The sequence below is a fragment of the Rahnella sp. JUb53 genome, from assembly GCF_004346065.1.
Lineage (GTDB): Bacteria > Pseudomonadota > Gammaproteobacteria > Enterobacterales > Enterobacteriaceae > Rahnella > Rahnella variigena.
Genome location: NZ_SLYT01000002.1, coordinates 423835 through 440281, shown reverse-complemented (window position 1 = coordinate 440281; position 16447 = coordinate 423835). Strand labels below are relative to the sequence as shown.

At 55.0% G+C, this 16447-nt stretch carries 13 protein-coding genes; 9 read left to right on the top strand and 4 right to left on the bottom strand.

Annotation, left to right across the window (positions count from 1 at the left end):
- Positions 1 to 659: 659 nt before the first annotated feature.
- Both pqqU and EC840_RS06560 read left to right on the top strand, forming a co-directional pair.
- The gene (gene pqqU / locus EC840_RS06565; RefSeq protein ID WP_132964542.1) at positions 660 to 2813 is read left to right on the top strand and encodes a TonB-dependent receptor PqqU; all 2154 of its coding nucleotides are present in this window, start codon (positions 660 to 662) and stop codon (positions 2811 to 2813) included.
- 182 nt (positions 2814 to 2995) lie between these two features.
- Complete coding sequence (locus tag EC840_RS06560) at positions 2996 to 5395, top strand: glucose/quinate/shikimate family membrane-bound PQQ-dependent dehydrogenase (protein ID WP_132964540.1); 2400 nt, start codon at positions 2996 to 2998, stop codon at positions 5393 to 5395.
- Between the two features lie 75 nt (positions 5396 to 5470).
- On the opposite strand, the gene EC840_RS06555 is transcribed toward EC840_RS06560, so the two are convergent.
- The 3 genes from EC840_RS06555 to EC840_RS06545 are packed head-to-tail and all read right to left on the bottom strand — an operon-like array spanning position 5471 to position 7852.
- Positions 5471 to 6115, bottom strand: a complete 645-nt coding sequence (locus EC840_RS06555) for a hypothetical protein (protein ID WP_113876630.1) — start codon at positions 6113 to 6115, stop codon at positions 5471 to 5473.
- Between the two features lie 47 nt (positions 6116 to 6162).
- Positions 6163 to 6402 carry a DUF1272 domain-containing protein gene (locus tag EC840_RS06550; protein WP_132964538.1) on the bottom strand — a complete coding sequence of 80 codons (240 nt, stop codon included), beginning with the start codon at positions 6400 to 6402 and terminating at the stop codon, positions 6163 to 6165.
- Positions 6403 to 6433: 31 nt separating this feature from the next.
- On the bottom strand, positions 6434 to 7852 hold the full coding sequence (locus EC840_RS06545) for an MFS transporter (RefSeq protein WP_132964536.1): 1419 nt from the start codon (positions 7850 to 7852) through the stop codon (positions 6434 to 6436).
- A 134-nt stretch (positions 7853 to 7986) separates the two neighbouring features.
- Between EC840_RS06545 and EC840_RS06540 the strand changes: the two genes are divergently transcribed.
- On the top strand, positions 7987 to 8892 hold the full coding sequence (locus tag EC840_RS06540; protein WP_132964534.1) for a LysR family transcriptional regulator: 906 nt from the start codon (positions 7987 to 7989) through the stop codon (positions 8890 to 8892).
- A gap of 15 nt (positions 8893 to 8907) precedes the next feature.
- Here the strand turns inward: EC840_RS06540 and exoX are convergent, their stop codons facing one another.
- Positions 8908 to 9570 carry an exodeoxyribonuclease X gene (exoX, locus tag EC840_RS06535; RefSeq protein WP_120162919.1) on the bottom strand — a complete coding sequence of 221 codons (663 nt, stop codon included), beginning with the start codon at positions 9568 to 9570 and terminating at the stop codon, positions 8908 to 8910.
- Between the two features lie 401 nt (positions 9571 to 9971).
- Between exoX and EC840_RS06530 the strand changes: the two genes are divergently transcribed.
- From EC840_RS06530 to EC840_RS06505, 6 genes are all read left to right on the top strand, one after another.
- Complete coding sequence (locus tag EC840_RS06530; protein ID WP_037033211.1) at positions 9972 to 11126, top strand: mandelate racemase family protein; 1155 nt, start codon at positions 9972 to 9974, stop codon at positions 11124 to 11126.
- A gap of 100 nt (positions 11127 to 11226) precedes the next feature.
- Positions 11227 to 12822 (top strand): ABC transporter substrate-binding protein, encoded by a 1596-nt coding sequence (locus tag EC840_RS06525; protein WP_132964818.1) that lies wholly within the window; start codon positions 11227 to 11229, stop codon positions 12820 to 12822.
- Positions 12819 to 13880, top strand: a complete 1062-nt coding sequence (locus tag EC840_RS06520; protein ID WP_165353187.1) for an ABC transporter permease — start codon at positions 12819 to 12821, stop codon at positions 13878 to 13880. The genes EC840_RS06525 and EC840_RS06520 overlap by 4 nt, the downstream gene beginning before the upstream one ends.
- Positions 13877 to 14782: an ABC transporter permease gene (locus EC840_RS06515; RefSeq protein ID WP_112287441.1), complete on the top strand. Its 906-nt coding sequence runs from the start codon at positions 13877 to 13879 to the stop codon at positions 14780 to 14782. The genes EC840_RS06520 and EC840_RS06515 overlap by 4 nt, the downstream gene beginning before the upstream one ends.
- Positions 14754 to 15620 carry an ABC transporter ATP-binding protein gene (locus EC840_RS06510; protein ID WP_132964532.1) on the top strand — a complete coding sequence of 289 codons (867 nt, stop codon included), beginning with the start codon at positions 14754 to 14756 and terminating at the stop codon, positions 15618 to 15620. The genes EC840_RS06515 and EC840_RS06510 overlap by 29 nt, the downstream gene beginning before the upstream one ends.
- A 24-nt stretch (positions 15621 to 15644) precedes the next feature.
- On the top strand, positions 15645 to 16415 hold the full coding sequence (locus EC840_RS06505; protein WP_112287454.1) for an ABC transporter ATP-binding protein: 771 nt from the start codon (positions 15645 to 15647) through the stop codon (positions 16413 to 16415).
- The last annotated feature ends 32 nt before the right edge of the window (positions 16416 to 16447 follow it).

Sequence of the window (16447 nt, the reverse complement as noted above, 5' to 3'; positions counted from 1 at the left end):
TCGTGGAAGCGGTTTCCCTGAGCGGGTTGTGGATATTTTAAACAGTGGAATGGATTTTGATTTTATATCTTATGTAAAGAAGGGGAGGTTTCATTACCCGGAACCAATTGGGTGAAAAAACGTCAGAGAATATTCTCTTGTCTTAAAATAGTGGTCTATATTTATTCTGACTTTGATTCAGTTTGTGCGGTTTCGAAAGATGAAAGTCAAATTACCTAACCGTAAGTAGCGCATGATTAATAGTCGTAATGGGCATTTCTTGGTTATGATTTATATGTTTTATATCAGTTAATTACCTATAATGTAACCGTTACCATTTACTGGTTTATTATACGCGTCGATTTATCCGGTGAATTTTCAAATGAAAGCGGTGTTTTATTCTGTCCGGCCTTAAAACGGTATCAGGCCAATTAATCCACGAAGTTTACGCGGGGATTTAATTGAGAAATCGCATCATGATGCACACTGCGTGCGGTATTTTGTTAAAAAGTTATATTTGTAAAGTTGCGTATGTACTAACAGGAAGAAAAAATCTATAGTGAGCCCCTTACGGCTCTCAATCAGAACGGTCGATTTATGTCTACTTCTAATGTCTTAAATTGAGAGATGTGTCTTGTTTTTGACCCAGCCTTTTAACACAAAACAAAAGAACTCATAAAGTGAACGCCAAAACCTCTGCTTTTATCATCACGTTCTTGTCTTTTTTGAACCCGGTTTCAGTCAGTTACGCGCAGTCAGCGACCGACGCCTCTAAGGGCGATACGGGCGATTCATCAGACTCTTCTTCCCTGATGATCATTAAACGCGAAATCAGCGGCGGTCTGTCAGAACTGGACACACCCGCAGCGGTCAGCGTCGTGGATGGCGACGATTTCAGAAACAGCAAAGCGCAGGTCAACCTGTCAGAAAGCCTCGGCAGCGTTCCGGGTTTACAGGTGCAGAACCGCCAGAATTACGCGCAGGATCTCCAACTTTCCGTGCGTGGCTTCGGCAGCCGTTCGATGTACGGCGTGCGCGGTGTGCGTATTTACGTTGATGGTATTCCGGCCACGATGCCGGACGGGCAGGGCCAGACCTCCAATATCGATCTGAACTCGGTAGAACGCGTGGAAGTATTGCGCGGTCCCTTCTCGGCGCTGTACGGCAATGCTTCCGGCGGCGTGGTGAACGTGGATACCCAAACCGGTTCGCAGCCTGCAAAACTTGAAGCAGGCACTTATTTTGGCAGTTACGGCTCGTTCCGTAACAGCGTAAAAGCCAGCGGTGCGACCGGCGACGGCACGCACGCGGGTGATGTGAATTACCTGATTTCCGGCTCGCGTTTCACCACTGACGGCTACCGCGACCACAGCGGTACGCAGAAAAACCTCGGTAACGGCAAACTGGGCGTGCGCATTGACGATGACAGTACCCTGACGCTGATGTTTAACAGCGTCTCTGTCGATGCGAACGATCCGGGCGGTCTGACTGAATCCGAATGGCACGATGACCCGACGCAGGCGAAACGCGCCGATCAATACAATGCGCGCAAATCGCTGGATCAGACTCAGGTTGGCCTGCGTTATCAGCGTCAGATGGGCGAGAACGATGAGTTCAGCCTGATGACCTATCACGGCGAGCGCCACACCACGCAATACCAGACCATTCCGGCGGCATCGCAGAAGAATCCGCTGAACGCAGGCGGGGTGATCGTTCTGGAACGTAAATACTCCGGCGTGGATACCCGCTGGAAACATGACGATCAGATTGGTTCTGTGCCGTTTTCCGTTACCGGTGGTCTGGATTATGAAACCATGACCGAACGCCGCTTTGGTTATGAAAACTTCAATGATGAAGGCGATCTGGGCGTGAAAGGCGACGAACGTCGCAATGAAAAGAACGTGATGTGGAACCTCGATCCCTATCTGCAAACCACGTGGAACCTGACGTCGCGCTGGACGCTGGATGCCGGTGCGCGCTACAGCACCGTGAGTTTTGACTCACAGGATTACTACATTACCGGCAGTAATCCGGATGACAGCGGTTCGCGTCGTTATCACAAGCTGCTGCCAATGGCTTCACTGAATTATGCGGTGACGCCGGCGCTGAACACCTATATCTCTGCCGGTCGCGGTTTTGAAACGCCAACCATTAATGAGCTTTCTTACCGCACTGACGGCAAATCTGGCCTGAACCTGGGGCTGGAACCTTCGACCAGCAACACGGTTGAACTGGGCAGCAAATGGCGCGTCGGCAATGGCTTAGTTACCGCCGCGGTCTTCCAGACTGATACCGACGACGAGTTAATTGTTGCAGAAAGTGTCGGCGGACGCTCGAGTTATACCAACGCCGGTAAGACCCGTCGTCGCGGACTGGAACTGTCGTTAGATCAGCAGATTGAAGAAAACTGGCGCGTCAAAATGGCCTGGACTTTACTCGATGCCACCTTCCGCAATGAGACCTGCGGCGCCGGGGATTGCACGCCAGCGGGCAACCGTCTGCCGGGTATCGCACGCAACATGGGCTACGCTTCTCTGGAGTGGGCACCGGTTGATGGCTGGCATGCTGGCGCTGATGTGCGCTACATGAGTGACATCGAAGTGAATGACGAAAACAGTGAGCAGGCACCGGCTTATACCGTCGCCAGCGTGAATGCGGGTTATCGCTTCAACTGGAACAAAGTGACGCTCGACCTGTTTACCCGCGTCGACAATCTGTTCGACAGAAATTACGTCGGTTCTGTCATCGTCAATGAAGGTAACGGTCGCTATTTCGAACCGGCACCTGGCAGAAACTACGGTGGCGGCGCTACGCTTTCTTATAGTTTCGAATAGATTCCATAAAGTAAGCGTTTTTAGTCAGTAAGAAAAATGAACCACGCGGTGTTGCCCGGCGCCTGCACTGAGTCAAGCAGGGCGGCACATGCAAGGAATGACACCCGGTGAGAACCGGATGTTCTTGAAGATTCAGGTCACCCTGAATCGACGATTATAAAAAATCAGTAAGGTCATCAACTATGGAAACGAAAGCCTCGTTATCACGCATCGTCGTCATAATTACCGCTTTGTTCGCCGCGTTAAGCGGGATTTATCTTCTTGTCGGCGGTATCTGGCTGGCAAAATTAGGTGGTTCTCTTTATTACATTATTGCCGGTGTTATCTCGCTGGTTACCGCGTGGTTGCTGTATCGCCGTCGCTCTTCTGCATTGTTGCTGTACGCCATCTTCCTGTTCGGCACCACGGTGTGGGCTGTGTGGGAAGTGGGCACAGACTTCTGGGCACTGACGCCGCGTTTAGACGTCACCTTCTTCCTGGGCCTGTGGATCCTGCTGCCAGTCGTTTATAACCAGATGCTGGCGAAAAATGCCTTCGCCCGTGGCGCACTGGCCGTTTCCCTGCTGTTCACCGTGATTGTGCTGGCGTACTCCGTCTTCAACGATCCGCAGGAAATCAACGGCACCATCAAAGCTGCCGATGCTGCACCTGCAGCGACCGATTCCGACGTTCCTGCCAGTGACTGGCCGGCCTATGGCCGTACTCAGGGCGGTACCCGTTACTCACCACTGAACCAGATCAACGATAAAAACGTCAGCAAACTCGACGTGGCATGGACTTTCCGTACCGGTGATCTGAAGACTCCGAACGATCCGGGCGAAATCACTGACGAAGTGACGCCAATTAAGATCGGCGACATGCTTTACCTGTGTACGCCACACCAGAAACTGTTTGCTCTGGATGCCGCGACCGGTAAAGAGAAGTGGAAATTCGATCCGCAGCTCAATTCTAACCCGACCTTCCAGCACGTGACCTGTCGCGGTGTGTCTTATCATGAGACTACGCCTGCGGCACAAGGTGATGCTGCTAAGGGCGCGGCGCCTGCTGTCTGTTCACGTCGTATCATTCTGCCTGTTAATGATGGCCGTCTGTTCGCACTGGACGCTGAAACCGGCGCACGTTGCCCTGCATTCGGTAACAACGGTGAGCTGAACCTGCAAGGCAACATGCCTTACGCAACGCCGGGTCACTACGAGCCAACTTCACCGCCAATCATCACTAAATCTGTGATCATCGTGGCGGGTGCGGTTACTGATAACTACTCAAACCGCGAGCCTTCCGGCGTTATCCGTGGCTTTGATGTTGAGACCGGTAAACTGCTGTGGGCATTCGATCCGGGTGCTGCTGAACCAAACAAAATCCCTGCGGATGGTCAGCATTTCACACCGAACTCCCCGAACTCATGGGCACCAGCGGCTTATGATGACAAGCTGGATCTGGTCTACCTGCCAATCGGCGTAGCGACACCAGACATCTGGGGTGGCAACCGTACTCCGGAAATGGAACGTTACGCGAGCGGCCTGCTGGCGCTTAACGCAACCACCGGTAAACTGGCCTGGTTCTACCAGACTGTTCACCACGACCTGTGGGATATGGACGTTCCGGCGCAGCCAACCCTGGCTGATATCACTGACAAGAGCGGCAACAAAGTTCCTGCGATTTATGTTCCGACCAAAACCGGTAACATCTTCGTGCTGGATCGCCGTGACGGTAAGCTGATTGTTGATGCACCAGAAAAACCTGTTCCACAAGGCGCAGCGAAAGGCGACCACGTTTCTCCGACTCAGCCGTTCTCCGAACTGACTTTCCGTCCGGAAGCCAAACTGACCGGTAAAGACATGTGGGGCGCAACGATCTATGACCAGCTGATGTGTCGTGTAATCTTCCACAAACTGCGTTACGAAGGCACCTTCACACCGCCATCCGAGCAGGGCACTCTGGTGTTCCCGGGTAACCTCGGCATGTTCGAGTGGGGTGGTATTTCTGTGGATACCGATCGTCAGGTGGCTATCGCTAACCCGATTGCTCTGCCATTCGTGTCTAAACTGATCCCACGTGGTCCTGGCAACCCGATGGAGCCAGACGAGAACGATAAAGGCGGTTCCGGTACTGAGACTGGCATTCAGCCACAGTACGGCGTGCCATTTGGCGTGACGCTGAACCCGTTCCTGTCTCCGCTGGGCTTCCCTTGTAAACAGCCTTCATGGGGTTACATCTCCGGCGTTGACCTGAAAACCAACGATATCGTGTGGAAAAAACGTATCGGCACCGTGCGCGACAGCTCACCATTACCGCTGCCGTTCAAAATGGGTATGCCAATGCTTGGCGCACCGATTTCTACCGCCGGTAACGTGTTCTTCATCGCCGCGACCGCAGATAACTACCTGCGCGCGTTCGATATGAGCAACGGTGACAAACTGTGGGAAGCACGTCTGCCAGCAGGCGGCCAGGCGACGCCGATGACTTATTCTGTGAACGGTAAACAATACGTTGTTATCGCAGCAGGCGGTCACGGTTCGTTCGGCACCAAACTGGGCGATTACATCATCGCTTATGCGCTGCCAGACGCTGACGCTAAATAACTAGCCGTCATAAGCTCTGAAATCTGAAAGGCCGCGCAAGCGGCCTTTTTTATGGAACTTTTTCAGCAGTGGCAGCTATTTCTTGCAACCAGTCACTTGCGGATAGTTGCGGCAAACCAGCATGAGTTTATGTTTCGGTTCAAAACTATTATCGAGCATACATTGCTGAACTTTGGCGGCTTTCAGGACGGTTGGAACGAAAGGAACCGAGCCTAGCGGTTTTGGATATCCGCATTCATACATCACCTGTAACGCGAGCTTGTCATTCTCAGCTGCGTGCGAAAAATGCCGTGAGGCACCCGCTTTACGCCAGCTGATGAGTTGGTATTCATTCCGGCCTGAATCCGGTTTGATCGGATGAAAACCCTCATCAGCGACAAAAGGCAGTGCTTCGAGCTGTCGCTGACTGAGCGGGTGACCCTGTTGTTTCTCGATGCAGGCAGGTGTGTTTTTGTAGTAATCGCAAATGTGAAAACCCCCCTTATAGGTAAATCCTTTCCCCTCCATGCACTGGTAATACAGCACCGACTCATTATCGGTAAAAGAAGGTTCCGGCCCCGGAAGCGGGACGCCGCATTGCCCCATCGCAACACGCGCATCATCTATGGTACTGCCGGGGCGCTGCCACTGGGTTAAATCAGGCGGAGGCGGACATCCGGTGAGCAGAAAAACCGAACCAATGAGTGCAGATGAAGAAACCAGAGAAAAATAGCGAGGCATAAAAATCCTTTATTTATAATGATGATCCAGATTTCATTCAGCCATTACTAAGAAGCGCAGCCCTGTGGCTTAAACACCCGCGTGGTGGAGGCCGGATTGTTCGCCAGTTTATTTGCCGGTCTGCGCGGGCGTGCGACAAGTTCTCCGCCGCAATTGGGGCATGTCCCGCTCAGTTTATCTTCGGCACAAGGGATACAGAATGTGCATTCAAATGAACAAATTCTGGCGTCAGCAGCCGGGGGCAGATCGGTGTTGCAGCACTCGCAATTGGGTCTCAGTTCCAGCATAGAATTTATCCTTGATCAGCATGTGTAAGTTTTAGCCATTTTGCAGGTGAGTGGCAGGGTTTCGCAAGCGGCTCAGACTGATCAGCATCGCCAGCACCGTGGCAATCACCGCCACCCACAAACTGACCTTCACCGCCTGCGCTTCCTGTAACACAGTGCTGGCCGAATAAATGGTCAGGATAATGCCGACACACGCCGTTCCCAGACACTGACCGAAGGTACGCATGATCGCCAGCACACCGGAGGCATAACCGCTGTTTTCCCGTGAAGCGCTGGAGAGCATTTCACGGTTGTTCGGGCTCTGGAAGCAGCCGAAGCCCAGGCCGCAGATAAAGCTTCGCAGACCGATATCCCACATCTGCGGGTGTGGTGGCAGTTTTGCCAGCAGCAATAAACCCAGCGCGAAAACGCACAATCCTGCGGTCGAAATGATCGCTGCCGGATAGCGGTCAGCAAGGCGTCCGGCATGCGGCGCGGCGAGAATAATCCCCAGCGGCCACGGCGTGAAAAGCAGTGCTGAAACAAACGCGCTGTAACCGTAAACGCTCTGGAAGAGAAACGGCAGCGCGACAAAAGTGATGCCCTGGCTGACAAAAGAGGCCAGCGAAGTGAACGCCGCCAGCGTGAACCGGCTGGAAGCAAACATGACAAGCGGCAGCAGTGGTTTTGGTGCACGACGCTGACGCCAGACAAAGGCCGCGCCTGCGATCACTGCTGTCAGGCCATACGTTAAGGCTGTCGCCAGTTCGTCACTGCCCGGATGTGCGAAGGATTCGGCGGCCATAATCAGCGCGCCCAGCGCCACCGCCGACAGAATTGCGCCCGCCGTATCAAATGGCTGACGCGTGCCAGCCGGATTGGAGGGCACCACGCGCAGCGTAATAATCACAGCAACAATACCGAGCGGAATATTAATGGCGAACAGCCACTGCCAGCTCATCGCCGAAAGTATTGTCCCGCCCAAAACCGGCGCGACGGCGGTGCTGGTGGCGATCATCAGGGCGTTCAGCCCCAGTATTCGCCCGAGTAAACGATTGGGAAACACCGAGCGCAAAATCGCCGGGCCGATGCTCAGCGTGGCCGCCGCACCGACACCCTGAAGCACACGCATGATAATCAGCATGTCGAGGGATGACGACAGCGCACAACCCAAAGAGGCGAGGGTAAAGACCGTCAATCCGGCGGCAAACAGCCGACGAAAGCCGATGTGGCTGGCGAGCGCGGCAAATATCGCCAGCGTCATGGAGGCAGAAAGCAGATACCCGTTCGATACCCATACGGCTGCGCCCGCAGAAATGTCCAGTGCCTGCGCGATTTGCGGCAGGGCAATGTTAACCATCGAGCCGTCGAACACTGCCATCGTCGCCATGATCATCACGGCGGCCATTGCCAGTCCCCGTTCATGGCCGGGTAATCCTTCATCGCCTGGTTTGTCGGAAAATAATTCCATAACGCATTCGCCTTATTGATATTGAGTCAGGTAACTATACCGGCAGGTGATATAGTGCGGAAGGCGCAGCATCTGCACTTAATACCTGCACCAAACGCCTTCTCTCATTATTGCTGTTGCGTTACTCTGTGCAGATGACTGAACCCGATCTGAACTTACTTATTGCACTTGATGTGCTGCTGGCTGAAGCAAGTGTAGCCGCTGCTGCCCGACGTCTGGGATTAAGCGCCTCTGCCATGAGCCGTACGCTGGGTCGCCTGCGCGAAAGTACCGGCGATCCGCTGCTGGTGCGCGCCGGACGAAATATGGTGCTGACGCCTTACGCCGAAGAAATCCGCCAGCGTGCCCGTAATGCCAGTTTTGAAGCCCGCGCGCTGTTGCGGCCTTCATCGGCAGATTTCAATGTCGCCAGACTTGAGCGCACTTTCCTGATCCGATCCAATGATGGTTTTGTGGTGGCCTTCGGCGCAGCGATGATTGCCGCGGCGGCGCAGGTCGCCCCTTCCGTGTGTTTGAGATTTATGCCAAAACCGGAAAAAACCTCGAATGCATTGCGGGAAGGGCGGGTCGATCTTGAGATTGGTGTTTTAGGCGAAATGGGGCCGGAAATTCGTTTACAGACGTTGTTCCGCGACAGGTTTATGGGCGTGGTGAGAAAAGGGCATCCGCTGGCAGGTGAGAAAATGATTACCGTGAACGAGTATGTGTCTTTCGGGCATGTTGTCGTTTCGCGCCGCAACAGCACCTATGGGCCTGTCGATGACGCGCTGGCCGAAGTCGGATTGAAACGGAAAATCGCCGCCGTCGTGCCGGGATTTTCTGCCGCGCTGGCGATTGCACAAAACTCCGATCTGGTGGCGCTGATCCCCGCTTCATTTCTGATTGCTGAGCCAGACCGGTTACATGCGTTTGAACTGCCGGTGAACACCCGCGAAATCACTATCTCTCAGATGTGGCATCCGCGTTCAGAAGTCGATCCGGCGCACCGCTGGTTGCGACAACTGGTTCTCAGTGTATGCAGGAATAAAATCCCGGATTAACTCACATTCAATCCCTTACTCTGCGTCGAGATAATGTCTGAGCGTCATCCGCAAATCGGGCGTTAATTCTTTGATGTTTTTAAGCATCCAGCGCAAATACCCCGGATCATCCTCGGCGATTTCTGCAATTTTCCGGCCGCGATATTTCCCGAACATCATGGTGCTGACCAGCGCCGGGCGTCCGGTAATGGTCACCATTTCTTCGGGCGTCCAGCCGGATTCATCCATGATACGGATCAGCAGCGCGGCAGTAATATAGCAGTCAAACAGCGCACGGTGATGATGCAAGTCCGCAGGCGTGGCAACTTGCAGCTTGAGAGATTTGTAGAGCGCCATATTACTGTACTTAATCCCCGGCCATAAACGTCGCGCCAGTTTCACGGTACAAATCCATTCGCCCGACATATCAGGCAGCATGCGCTGGTCAAAACTGGCATTGTGAGCAACATAATACTGACTGCCGTGGTAACGCGGGATGATCTCCTCAATCCACGGTTTATCGGCCACCATCGCTTCGGTGATTTTATGGATGGCCATTGCCTGATGGCTGATCGGGCGGTCAGGGCGCACCAGATCACTCATCGGGTTAACAATTTTCCCGTTCTCGATATCGACGGAGGCCACTTCCACCACGCCACCCTGCAATCCGCAGGTTTCCGTATCAATAACACGCAACATTTTCTACTCCGGCTGATCACCAAATACTTTCCAGTACCGCTAGCCTAACGGAATGGCTTTCCTGTGCCCACTTTTCTGATCACAACTTTTTTCATCACAAACAAAGACTGAATATCTCCCCACACTCACTCCGTCTATTTCCTGTACAGATCACACTTCCCCCTGCTTTCGTGAAAATGCTCACATTCGTCCGTGCAGATGCCCAAACAAACACGGAAATTTTCGGCTTTTAGCCGTGGAAATGCTTCAGGAAACTGTCTAAGTTCAATATTGAAACGCTATTTTATTATTGTTGGATTGCGGTTTTAAGTAAGTGTGAGTGCGCTCACATTGCTGAATGAACACGCAATTGCGGCACGCCCTGAAGGGCGTTAACTCACTCAGTAATGGCAGGTATCGCTGTGAAAATAAGTTCTGTTGAAGTCTCTGTTTTTACTTATCCGACCCGTCGTGTTTCAGACAGCGCGGGTCATTCGCATCCGGGTGAAGAAAGTCAGGCAAAAATGGCGATGTTAACCATCACCACCGATGAAGGCGATTGCGGATATTCGTTCGCGCCGCCGGAAGTTGTGCGTCCGCACGTAGTGAATGCTTTTTTCAGAAAAGTACTGATCGGTCAGAATCCGTTCGACCGTGAACGTCTCTGGCAGGATCTGGTGCACTGGCAACGCGGCAGTGCGCATCAGCTGACCGAACGGGCGCTGTCGTTTGTCGAGCAGGCGCTGTGGGATCTGATCGGCCGCAAACTGAACATGCCGGTACACAAACTGCTGGGCGGATTCCGCGAGAAAGTACCGGCCTACGGCAGCACCATGTGCGGCGATGAATTGAAAGGCGGATTGTCGACACCCGACGAGTTCGGCCAGTTTGCTGAAAAACTGGTCGCGCGCGGTTATCAGGCCATCAAGCTGCACACCTGGATGCCGCCGGTGGCGTTTGCGCCGGATCCGAAAATGGACATCAAAGCCTGCGCCGCCGTGCGTGAAGCCGTCGGGCCGGACATCGAACTGATGCTCGACGGCTATCACTGGTACAGCCGCAGTCAGGCACTGACCATCGGTAAAGCGCTGGAAAAACTCAACTTCGCGTGGTTTGAAGAGCCGATGGAAGAAGAGAGCATGGCGTCCTACGCCTGGCTGGCGGAAAACTTGTCCATCGACGTGATCGGGCCGGAAAGTCTCGGCGGTAAACATCACAGCCGTGCGGACTGGGTCAAAGCCGGTGCCTGCGACATTTTACGCGCCGGTGCCAACGGCGTCGGCGGCATCTCGCCGTGTATGAAAGTTGCCAGTCTGGCAGAAGCCTTTGGCATGGACTGCGAAGTACACGGCAACGGCGCGGCGAGTCTGGCGGTGGTCGGGGCTATCCGCAACTGCCGCTGGTACGAGCGCGGTCTGCTGCATCCGTTCCTCGAATACGACGAACCCGCTGCGTATCTGAACAGCATCGTTGACCCGATGGATGAGCACGGTTTTGTGCATCTTTCTGACCGCCCGGGCCTGGGTGAGGACATCAATTTTGATTACATAGAAACCCATACCGTCAGTCGCGACTGACCTGCGGGCAGAAAAAAATAATAAACCTCTGACTCTACCCGGAAGGTACATCATGAACTCTGGCAAAACGTGGGGCGCGTGGATTTTCGCGCTCCTGCTGATGACCGGTGGCTGGACGGCGCAGGCAAAAACGCCGCCCGACCAGCTGATCATCGGCATGAACATGAATAACCTGTTAACGCTCGATCCGGCAGCGATGACCGGCAATGATATTGTCGGCATCGTGGTCAATCTTTACGATCCGCTGATTGAGCTGGATCCGCAACAACTCACCAACGTGCGCCCGGCGCTGGCGACCTCGTGGGAGGTCAACGACGCCCGTAATCTCATCACGTTTCATCTGCGCGACGGCGTGAAATTCCACTCCGGCAATCCGGTCACCGCGGACGATGTGGTGTGGTCGATGCGCCGCATTCTGCACCTCAATCTGGCACAGGCCTCGGTGTGGAAATCCTACGGTTTCAGCAAAAAGAATGTCGATGAGATGGTACGTTCGCCGTCTCCCGGTGTCGTCGAAATTCAGTTACCGAAACCCAATGACCCGAAACTGGTGATTTACTCACTGGCGGCGCTCGGCAGCGTGGTGGCGCTGGACAGCAAAACTGTGCAGGCGCATGAAGTGAATGGCGACTGGGGTAACCGCTGGCTGACCACTAACGAAGCCGGTTCCGGGCCGTTTCGCCTCGATAACTGGCAGGCGAAAGACGTGCTGAACATGAGCCGTAATCCGCAGTACTGGCGCGGTGAACCTAAGCTTTCGCGCGTAGTCTTCCGCCATTTTCAGGAGTCGCAGACGTTGCGCCTGATGATTGAAAAAGGCGATCTGGATATTGCCAATAACATGGCCGTATCGGATGTTACCGCGCTCAGTCACGACCCGGCGATGCAGGTCGATCAGGTAAAAAAAGGCACCATTTATTACGTGGCGATGAGCATGAAAGAGCCGCATTTTGCTAACCCGAAAGTACGCGAAGCGGTGCGCTATCTGATTGATTATCAGGGCATCGGCAAGGCGCTAATGAACGGCTACGGCATTGTGCATCAGCGGCCGATTCAGGTCGGGATGCCTGCCACGCTGCCTGATCCGGGTTACCAGCTGGATATCCCACGTGCGAAAACCCTGCTGGCGGAAGCCGGATATCCCGACGGTTTTGATACCACGCTGCGGGTGCTGGCCGATCAGCCATTCCTCAATATCGCCATTGCTGTGCAGTCCACGCTGATGCAGGCAGGCATTCGCGCCAAAATTGTCACCGGCACCGGTAACCAGATTTACGGCGCGATGCGTGAACGTAAGTTCGACATGCTGGTCGGGCGCGGCGGCAGCGGCGTGGAACCGCATCCGCATTCCAGCCTGCGCGCGCTGGTGTATAACCCCGACAACAACGACGCGGCGCGGCTGACCAACTTTCAGGGCTGGCGCACCGGTTTTTACGATAAACAGCTGAACATGGATATCGATCAGGCGCTGCTCGAACGTGACCCGGAGAAACAAAAACAGGATTACTTCGCCATTCAGGAACGCTATGACGCGCTGATCCCGGCGCTGGTGCCGCTCTCGCAAATGGTTGATTCCATCGTGGTGCGTAAGGATGTCAAAAATTACCTGCCGCATCCTTCAGCAACCACGTTCCTGCGCGACGTCTGGAAAGACGAACCTGCTGACGTCCAGCCAACCGGAGGTAAAGGGTTATGACCATGCAAATCCCGGCTCCCGCTTCAAAGCAAACGGCGCGGATGTCATTCCCCGCCGGACGTATCGGCAAACGGCTGGTGCAGGTGGCGGTCACACTGTTTGGCTTGCTGTTGCTGACGTTTTTTATTGGCCGCGTGATGCCGGTGGATCCGGTGCTGGCGATTGTCGGACCGGACGCCGACCACAGCACCTATGAACAGGTTTACCACCAGCTCGGCTTTGATAAACCGTTGTGGACGCAGTTCGGCATCTACCTTTCAGGGCTGGCGCACGGCGATTTAGGCAATGCGCTGCTGACCGGCAAACCGGTGACGCAGGACATTCTGCGCGTGTTCCCGGCCACCATGGAACTGGCGACGCTGGCGATCATTCTCGGCGCAGGCGTCGGCATTCCGCTTGGCGTACTGGCAGCGGCAAAACGCAACAGCATCGCCGATTACGTGGTGCGTATCATCAGTCTGGCCGGATATTCCACGCCGATATTCTGGGTCGGCATGATGGGGCTACTGGTGTTTTACGCCTGGCTCGGCTGGGTCGGCGGTGCCGGTCGGGTAGATTTCAGTCTCGACGGGCAGGTCACGCGGCACAGTGGTTTTATGCTGATTGACGCGCTGATCGCCGGAAACTGGGAAGTGTTTCGCAACGCGCTTAATCACCTGATCCTGCCTGCGTCGCTACTAGGCTTTCACTCGCTGGCCTACATCAGCCGCATGACCCGCAGCTTTATGCTGGCGCAACTTTCACAGGAATTCATTATCACAGCCCGCGTCAAAGGGCTGAGCGAATGGCATGTGCTGTGGAATCACGCCTTCCGCAACATCCTGGTTCAGTTGCTGACCGTGGTGGCGCTGGCGTACGGCTCACTGCTGGAAGGCGCGGTGCTGATAGAAACCGTGTTTTCGTGGCCGGGCTTTGGTTCGTATCTCACCAGCAGCCTGATGCTGGGCGACATGAACGCGGTGATGGGCTGCGTGCTGGTGGTCGGCATGATTTTCGTGGTGCTGAATTTGCTCTCTGACCTGCTTTATCAGGTCTTTGACCCGAGGACAAAAGTATGACGATTTCCCTCGATTCCGTCACGCTCAGCGCAGGCGATGAAAAACGTCAGCGCGTGAAAAGGGCGTTTGGCCGCGTGGGCCATTTTCTGTGGCAGATGGCCTGTAATCCGCTGACGGCCATCGGCGGCGCGATAGTTCTGGTGCTGATGATTGTGGCGATTTTTGCGCCATGGATCGCGCCGTTTCATCCGCTGGTGCAGGATTTAAACAACGCGCTCAGCCCGCCGTCGGCGGCGCACTGGTTCGGCACCGACGAGTTTGGCCGCGATATCTTCAGCCGTCTGGTGTATGGCTCTCGCATCACTTTGTACATCGTGTTGCTGGTGTCGGTGACCGTCGGGCCGCTCGGCTTACTGTTAGGTGTTACCGCCGGGTATTTCGGCGGCAAAACGGACATGGTGCTGATGCGCGTCACCGACATCTTCATCTCTTTCCCGAGTCTGGTGCTGGCGCTGGCGTTTGTCGCCGCGCTGGGTCCCGGCCTGGAACATGTGGTGATCGCCATTACGCTCACCGCGTGGCCGCCGATTGCGCGTCTGGCGCGTGCCGAAACGCTCTCGCTGCGACAAGCTGATTTTATCTCTGCGGTGCGGTTGCAGGGCGCGAGTCCGCTGCGGGTTTTGTGGCGTCACATTGTGCCGCTGTGCCTGCCGTCGGTGATCATCCGTATCACCATGAATATGGCCGGTATCATTCTGACTGCCGCCGGTCTGGGCTTTCTCGGGCTTGGCGCACAGCCGCCGGATCCGGAGTGGGGCGCGATGATTTCCAGTGGCCGTACGTACATGATGGAGTGCTGGTGGGTGGCGACCATTCCCGGTCTGGCGATCCTGATTAACAGTCTGGCGTTCAACTTTTTAGGAGATGGCCTTCGTGACATCCTCGATCCCCGAAATGACTGACGCTCCGGCGTTACTCGATGTGCAGGACCTGCACGTCAGCTTTGTGAATGGCCGTCAGGTGACGCAGGCGGTACGCGGCGTGTCTTTCCAGCTCGGACGCGAAAAACTGGCGATTGTCGGCGAATCCGGCTCGGGTAAATCCACCGTCGGTCGTGCGCTGTTGCATCTGCATCCCTCAAAAGCGCAGATCACTGCCAGCAAAATGCAGTTCGCCGATGTCGATCTGCTGCGCGCCAGCCCGAAGCAGATGCGTCAGGTACGCGGCAAACGGATTTCGATGATTATGCAGGACCCAAAATACTCACTGAATCCGGTGCTGTGCGTGGGCGATCAAATCGCCGAAGCGTGGCGGTCGCACCACAAATGTTCGTATCAGGATGCCAAACGCAAAGTGCTGAACATGCTCGACGTGGTGCGCATCCGGGATCCGGAACGCGTTTACGGTCTGTACCCGCATGAGATATCCGGCGGGCAGGGACAGCGCATCATGATTGCAATGATGCTGATCACCGACCCCGAAATGGTGATCGCCGATGAACCGACCTCGGCGCTGGATGTGTCCGTGCGTTTACAGGTGCTGGCGCTGCTCGACGACCTGGTAAAAACGCGCGGTTTGGGACTGATATTTATCAGTCACGACATCAATCTGGTGCGCAGTTTCTGCGACCGCGTGCTGGTGATGTACGCCGGACGCATCGTGGAATCCATCGCTGCCACCGATCTGGATAACGCGCAGCATCCGTACACGCGTGGCCTGCTGAACGCGCTGCCGGACATGGATAACCGCCGTTATCCGCTGCCGGTAATGCAACGGCAGGCCAGCTGGCTTACCGATTAAGGAGCCGACATGACAGCTAAAACCATGATTGACGTGCGTAACCTGAACCTGACTTTTGGCGAAGGCGCGAAAACCACGCAGGTGCTGACCGATGTGAATATCGCCGTGCGTGAAGGCGAGATTTTCGGGCTGGTGGGCGAGTCCGGTTCCGGTAAAACCACGGTGCTGAAATGTCTGGCGGGGTTGTTTACTCACTGGAAGGGCGAGCTGGAAATCGATGGCCAGCAGCTCGAACACCGCATTGGTCGTGACCGCTGCCGTCTGGTGCAGATGGTGTTTCAGGATCCGTACGGTTCGCTGCATCCGCGCCACACCATTGGCGATATTCTGGAAGAGCCGCTGCAAATTCATCGCATCGATCAGCGTGATCAACGCATTAATACCATTCTGGAGAAAGTCGGTTTAAACCGCGCATTCCGCAGCCGTTATCCGCATCAGCTTTCCGGCGGACAGCGCCAGCGTGTGGCGATTGCGCGGGCGCTGATCCTCAAACCGCGCGTGTTACTTCTCGATGAACCGACCTCAGCACTGGATGTGTCGGTACAGGCGGAAATCCTCAATTTGCTGTTCGATCTTCAAAAAGAGGAAGGGCTGACTTATTTGATGGTCACGCACGATTTGGGTGTGATCGCCCATCTCTGCCAGCGCGTCGCGGTGATGAAATACGGCAAAATCCTCGAAACACTGGAAACCGATGCCCTGCTGCGCGGCGATATTACGGATGATTACACCCGCGTGCTGGTCGACGCCAGCCGCGACTACAGCCGGGAAATGGCGGCGAAAGTGATGCTGTAGGATGGGGACTGACAGGTAATTTACTGCCGCTG

Bases quoted from the DNA above. Each gene is read 5' to 3' on its own strand.
- EC840_RS06560 (WP_132964540.1), top strand. From the start codon at position 2,996: ATGGAAACGAAAGCCTCGTTATCACGCATCGTCGTCATAATTACCGCT.
- EC840_RS06555 (WP_113876630.1), bottom strand. From the start codon at position 6,115: ATGCCTCGCTATTTTTCTCTGGTTTCTTCATCTGCACTCATTGGTTCG.
- EC840_RS06550 (WP_132964538.1), bottom strand. From the start codon at position 6,402: ATGCTGGAACTGAGACCCAATTGCGAGTGCTGCAACACCGATCTGCCC.
- EC840_RS06545 (WP_132964536.1), bottom strand. From the start codon at position 7,852: ATGGAATTATTTTCCGACAAACCAGGCGATGAAGGATTACCCGGCCAT.
- EC840_RS06540 (WP_132964534.1), top strand. From the start codon at position 7,987: ATGACTGAACCCGATCTGAACTTACTTATTGCACTTGATGTGCTGCTG.
- exoX (WP_120162919.1), bottom strand. From the start codon at position 9,570: ATGTTGCGTGTTATTGATACGGAAACCTGCGGATTGCAGGGTGGCGTG.
- EC840_RS06525 (WP_132964818.1), top strand. From the start codon at position 11,227: ATGACCGGTGGCTGGACGGCGCAGGCAAAAACGCCGCCCGACCAGCTG.
- EC840_RS06520 (WP_165353187.1), top strand. From the start codon at position 12,819: ATGACCATGCAAATCCCGGCTCCCGCTTCAAAGCAAACGGCGCGGATG.
- EC840_RS06515 (WP_112287441.1), top strand. From the start codon at position 13,877: ATGACGATTTCCCTCGATTCCGTCACGCTCAGCGCAGGCGATGAAAAA.
- EC840_RS06505 (WP_112287454.1), top strand. From the start codon at position 15,645: ATGATTGACGTGCGTAACCTGAACCTGACTTTTGGCGAAGGCGCGAAA.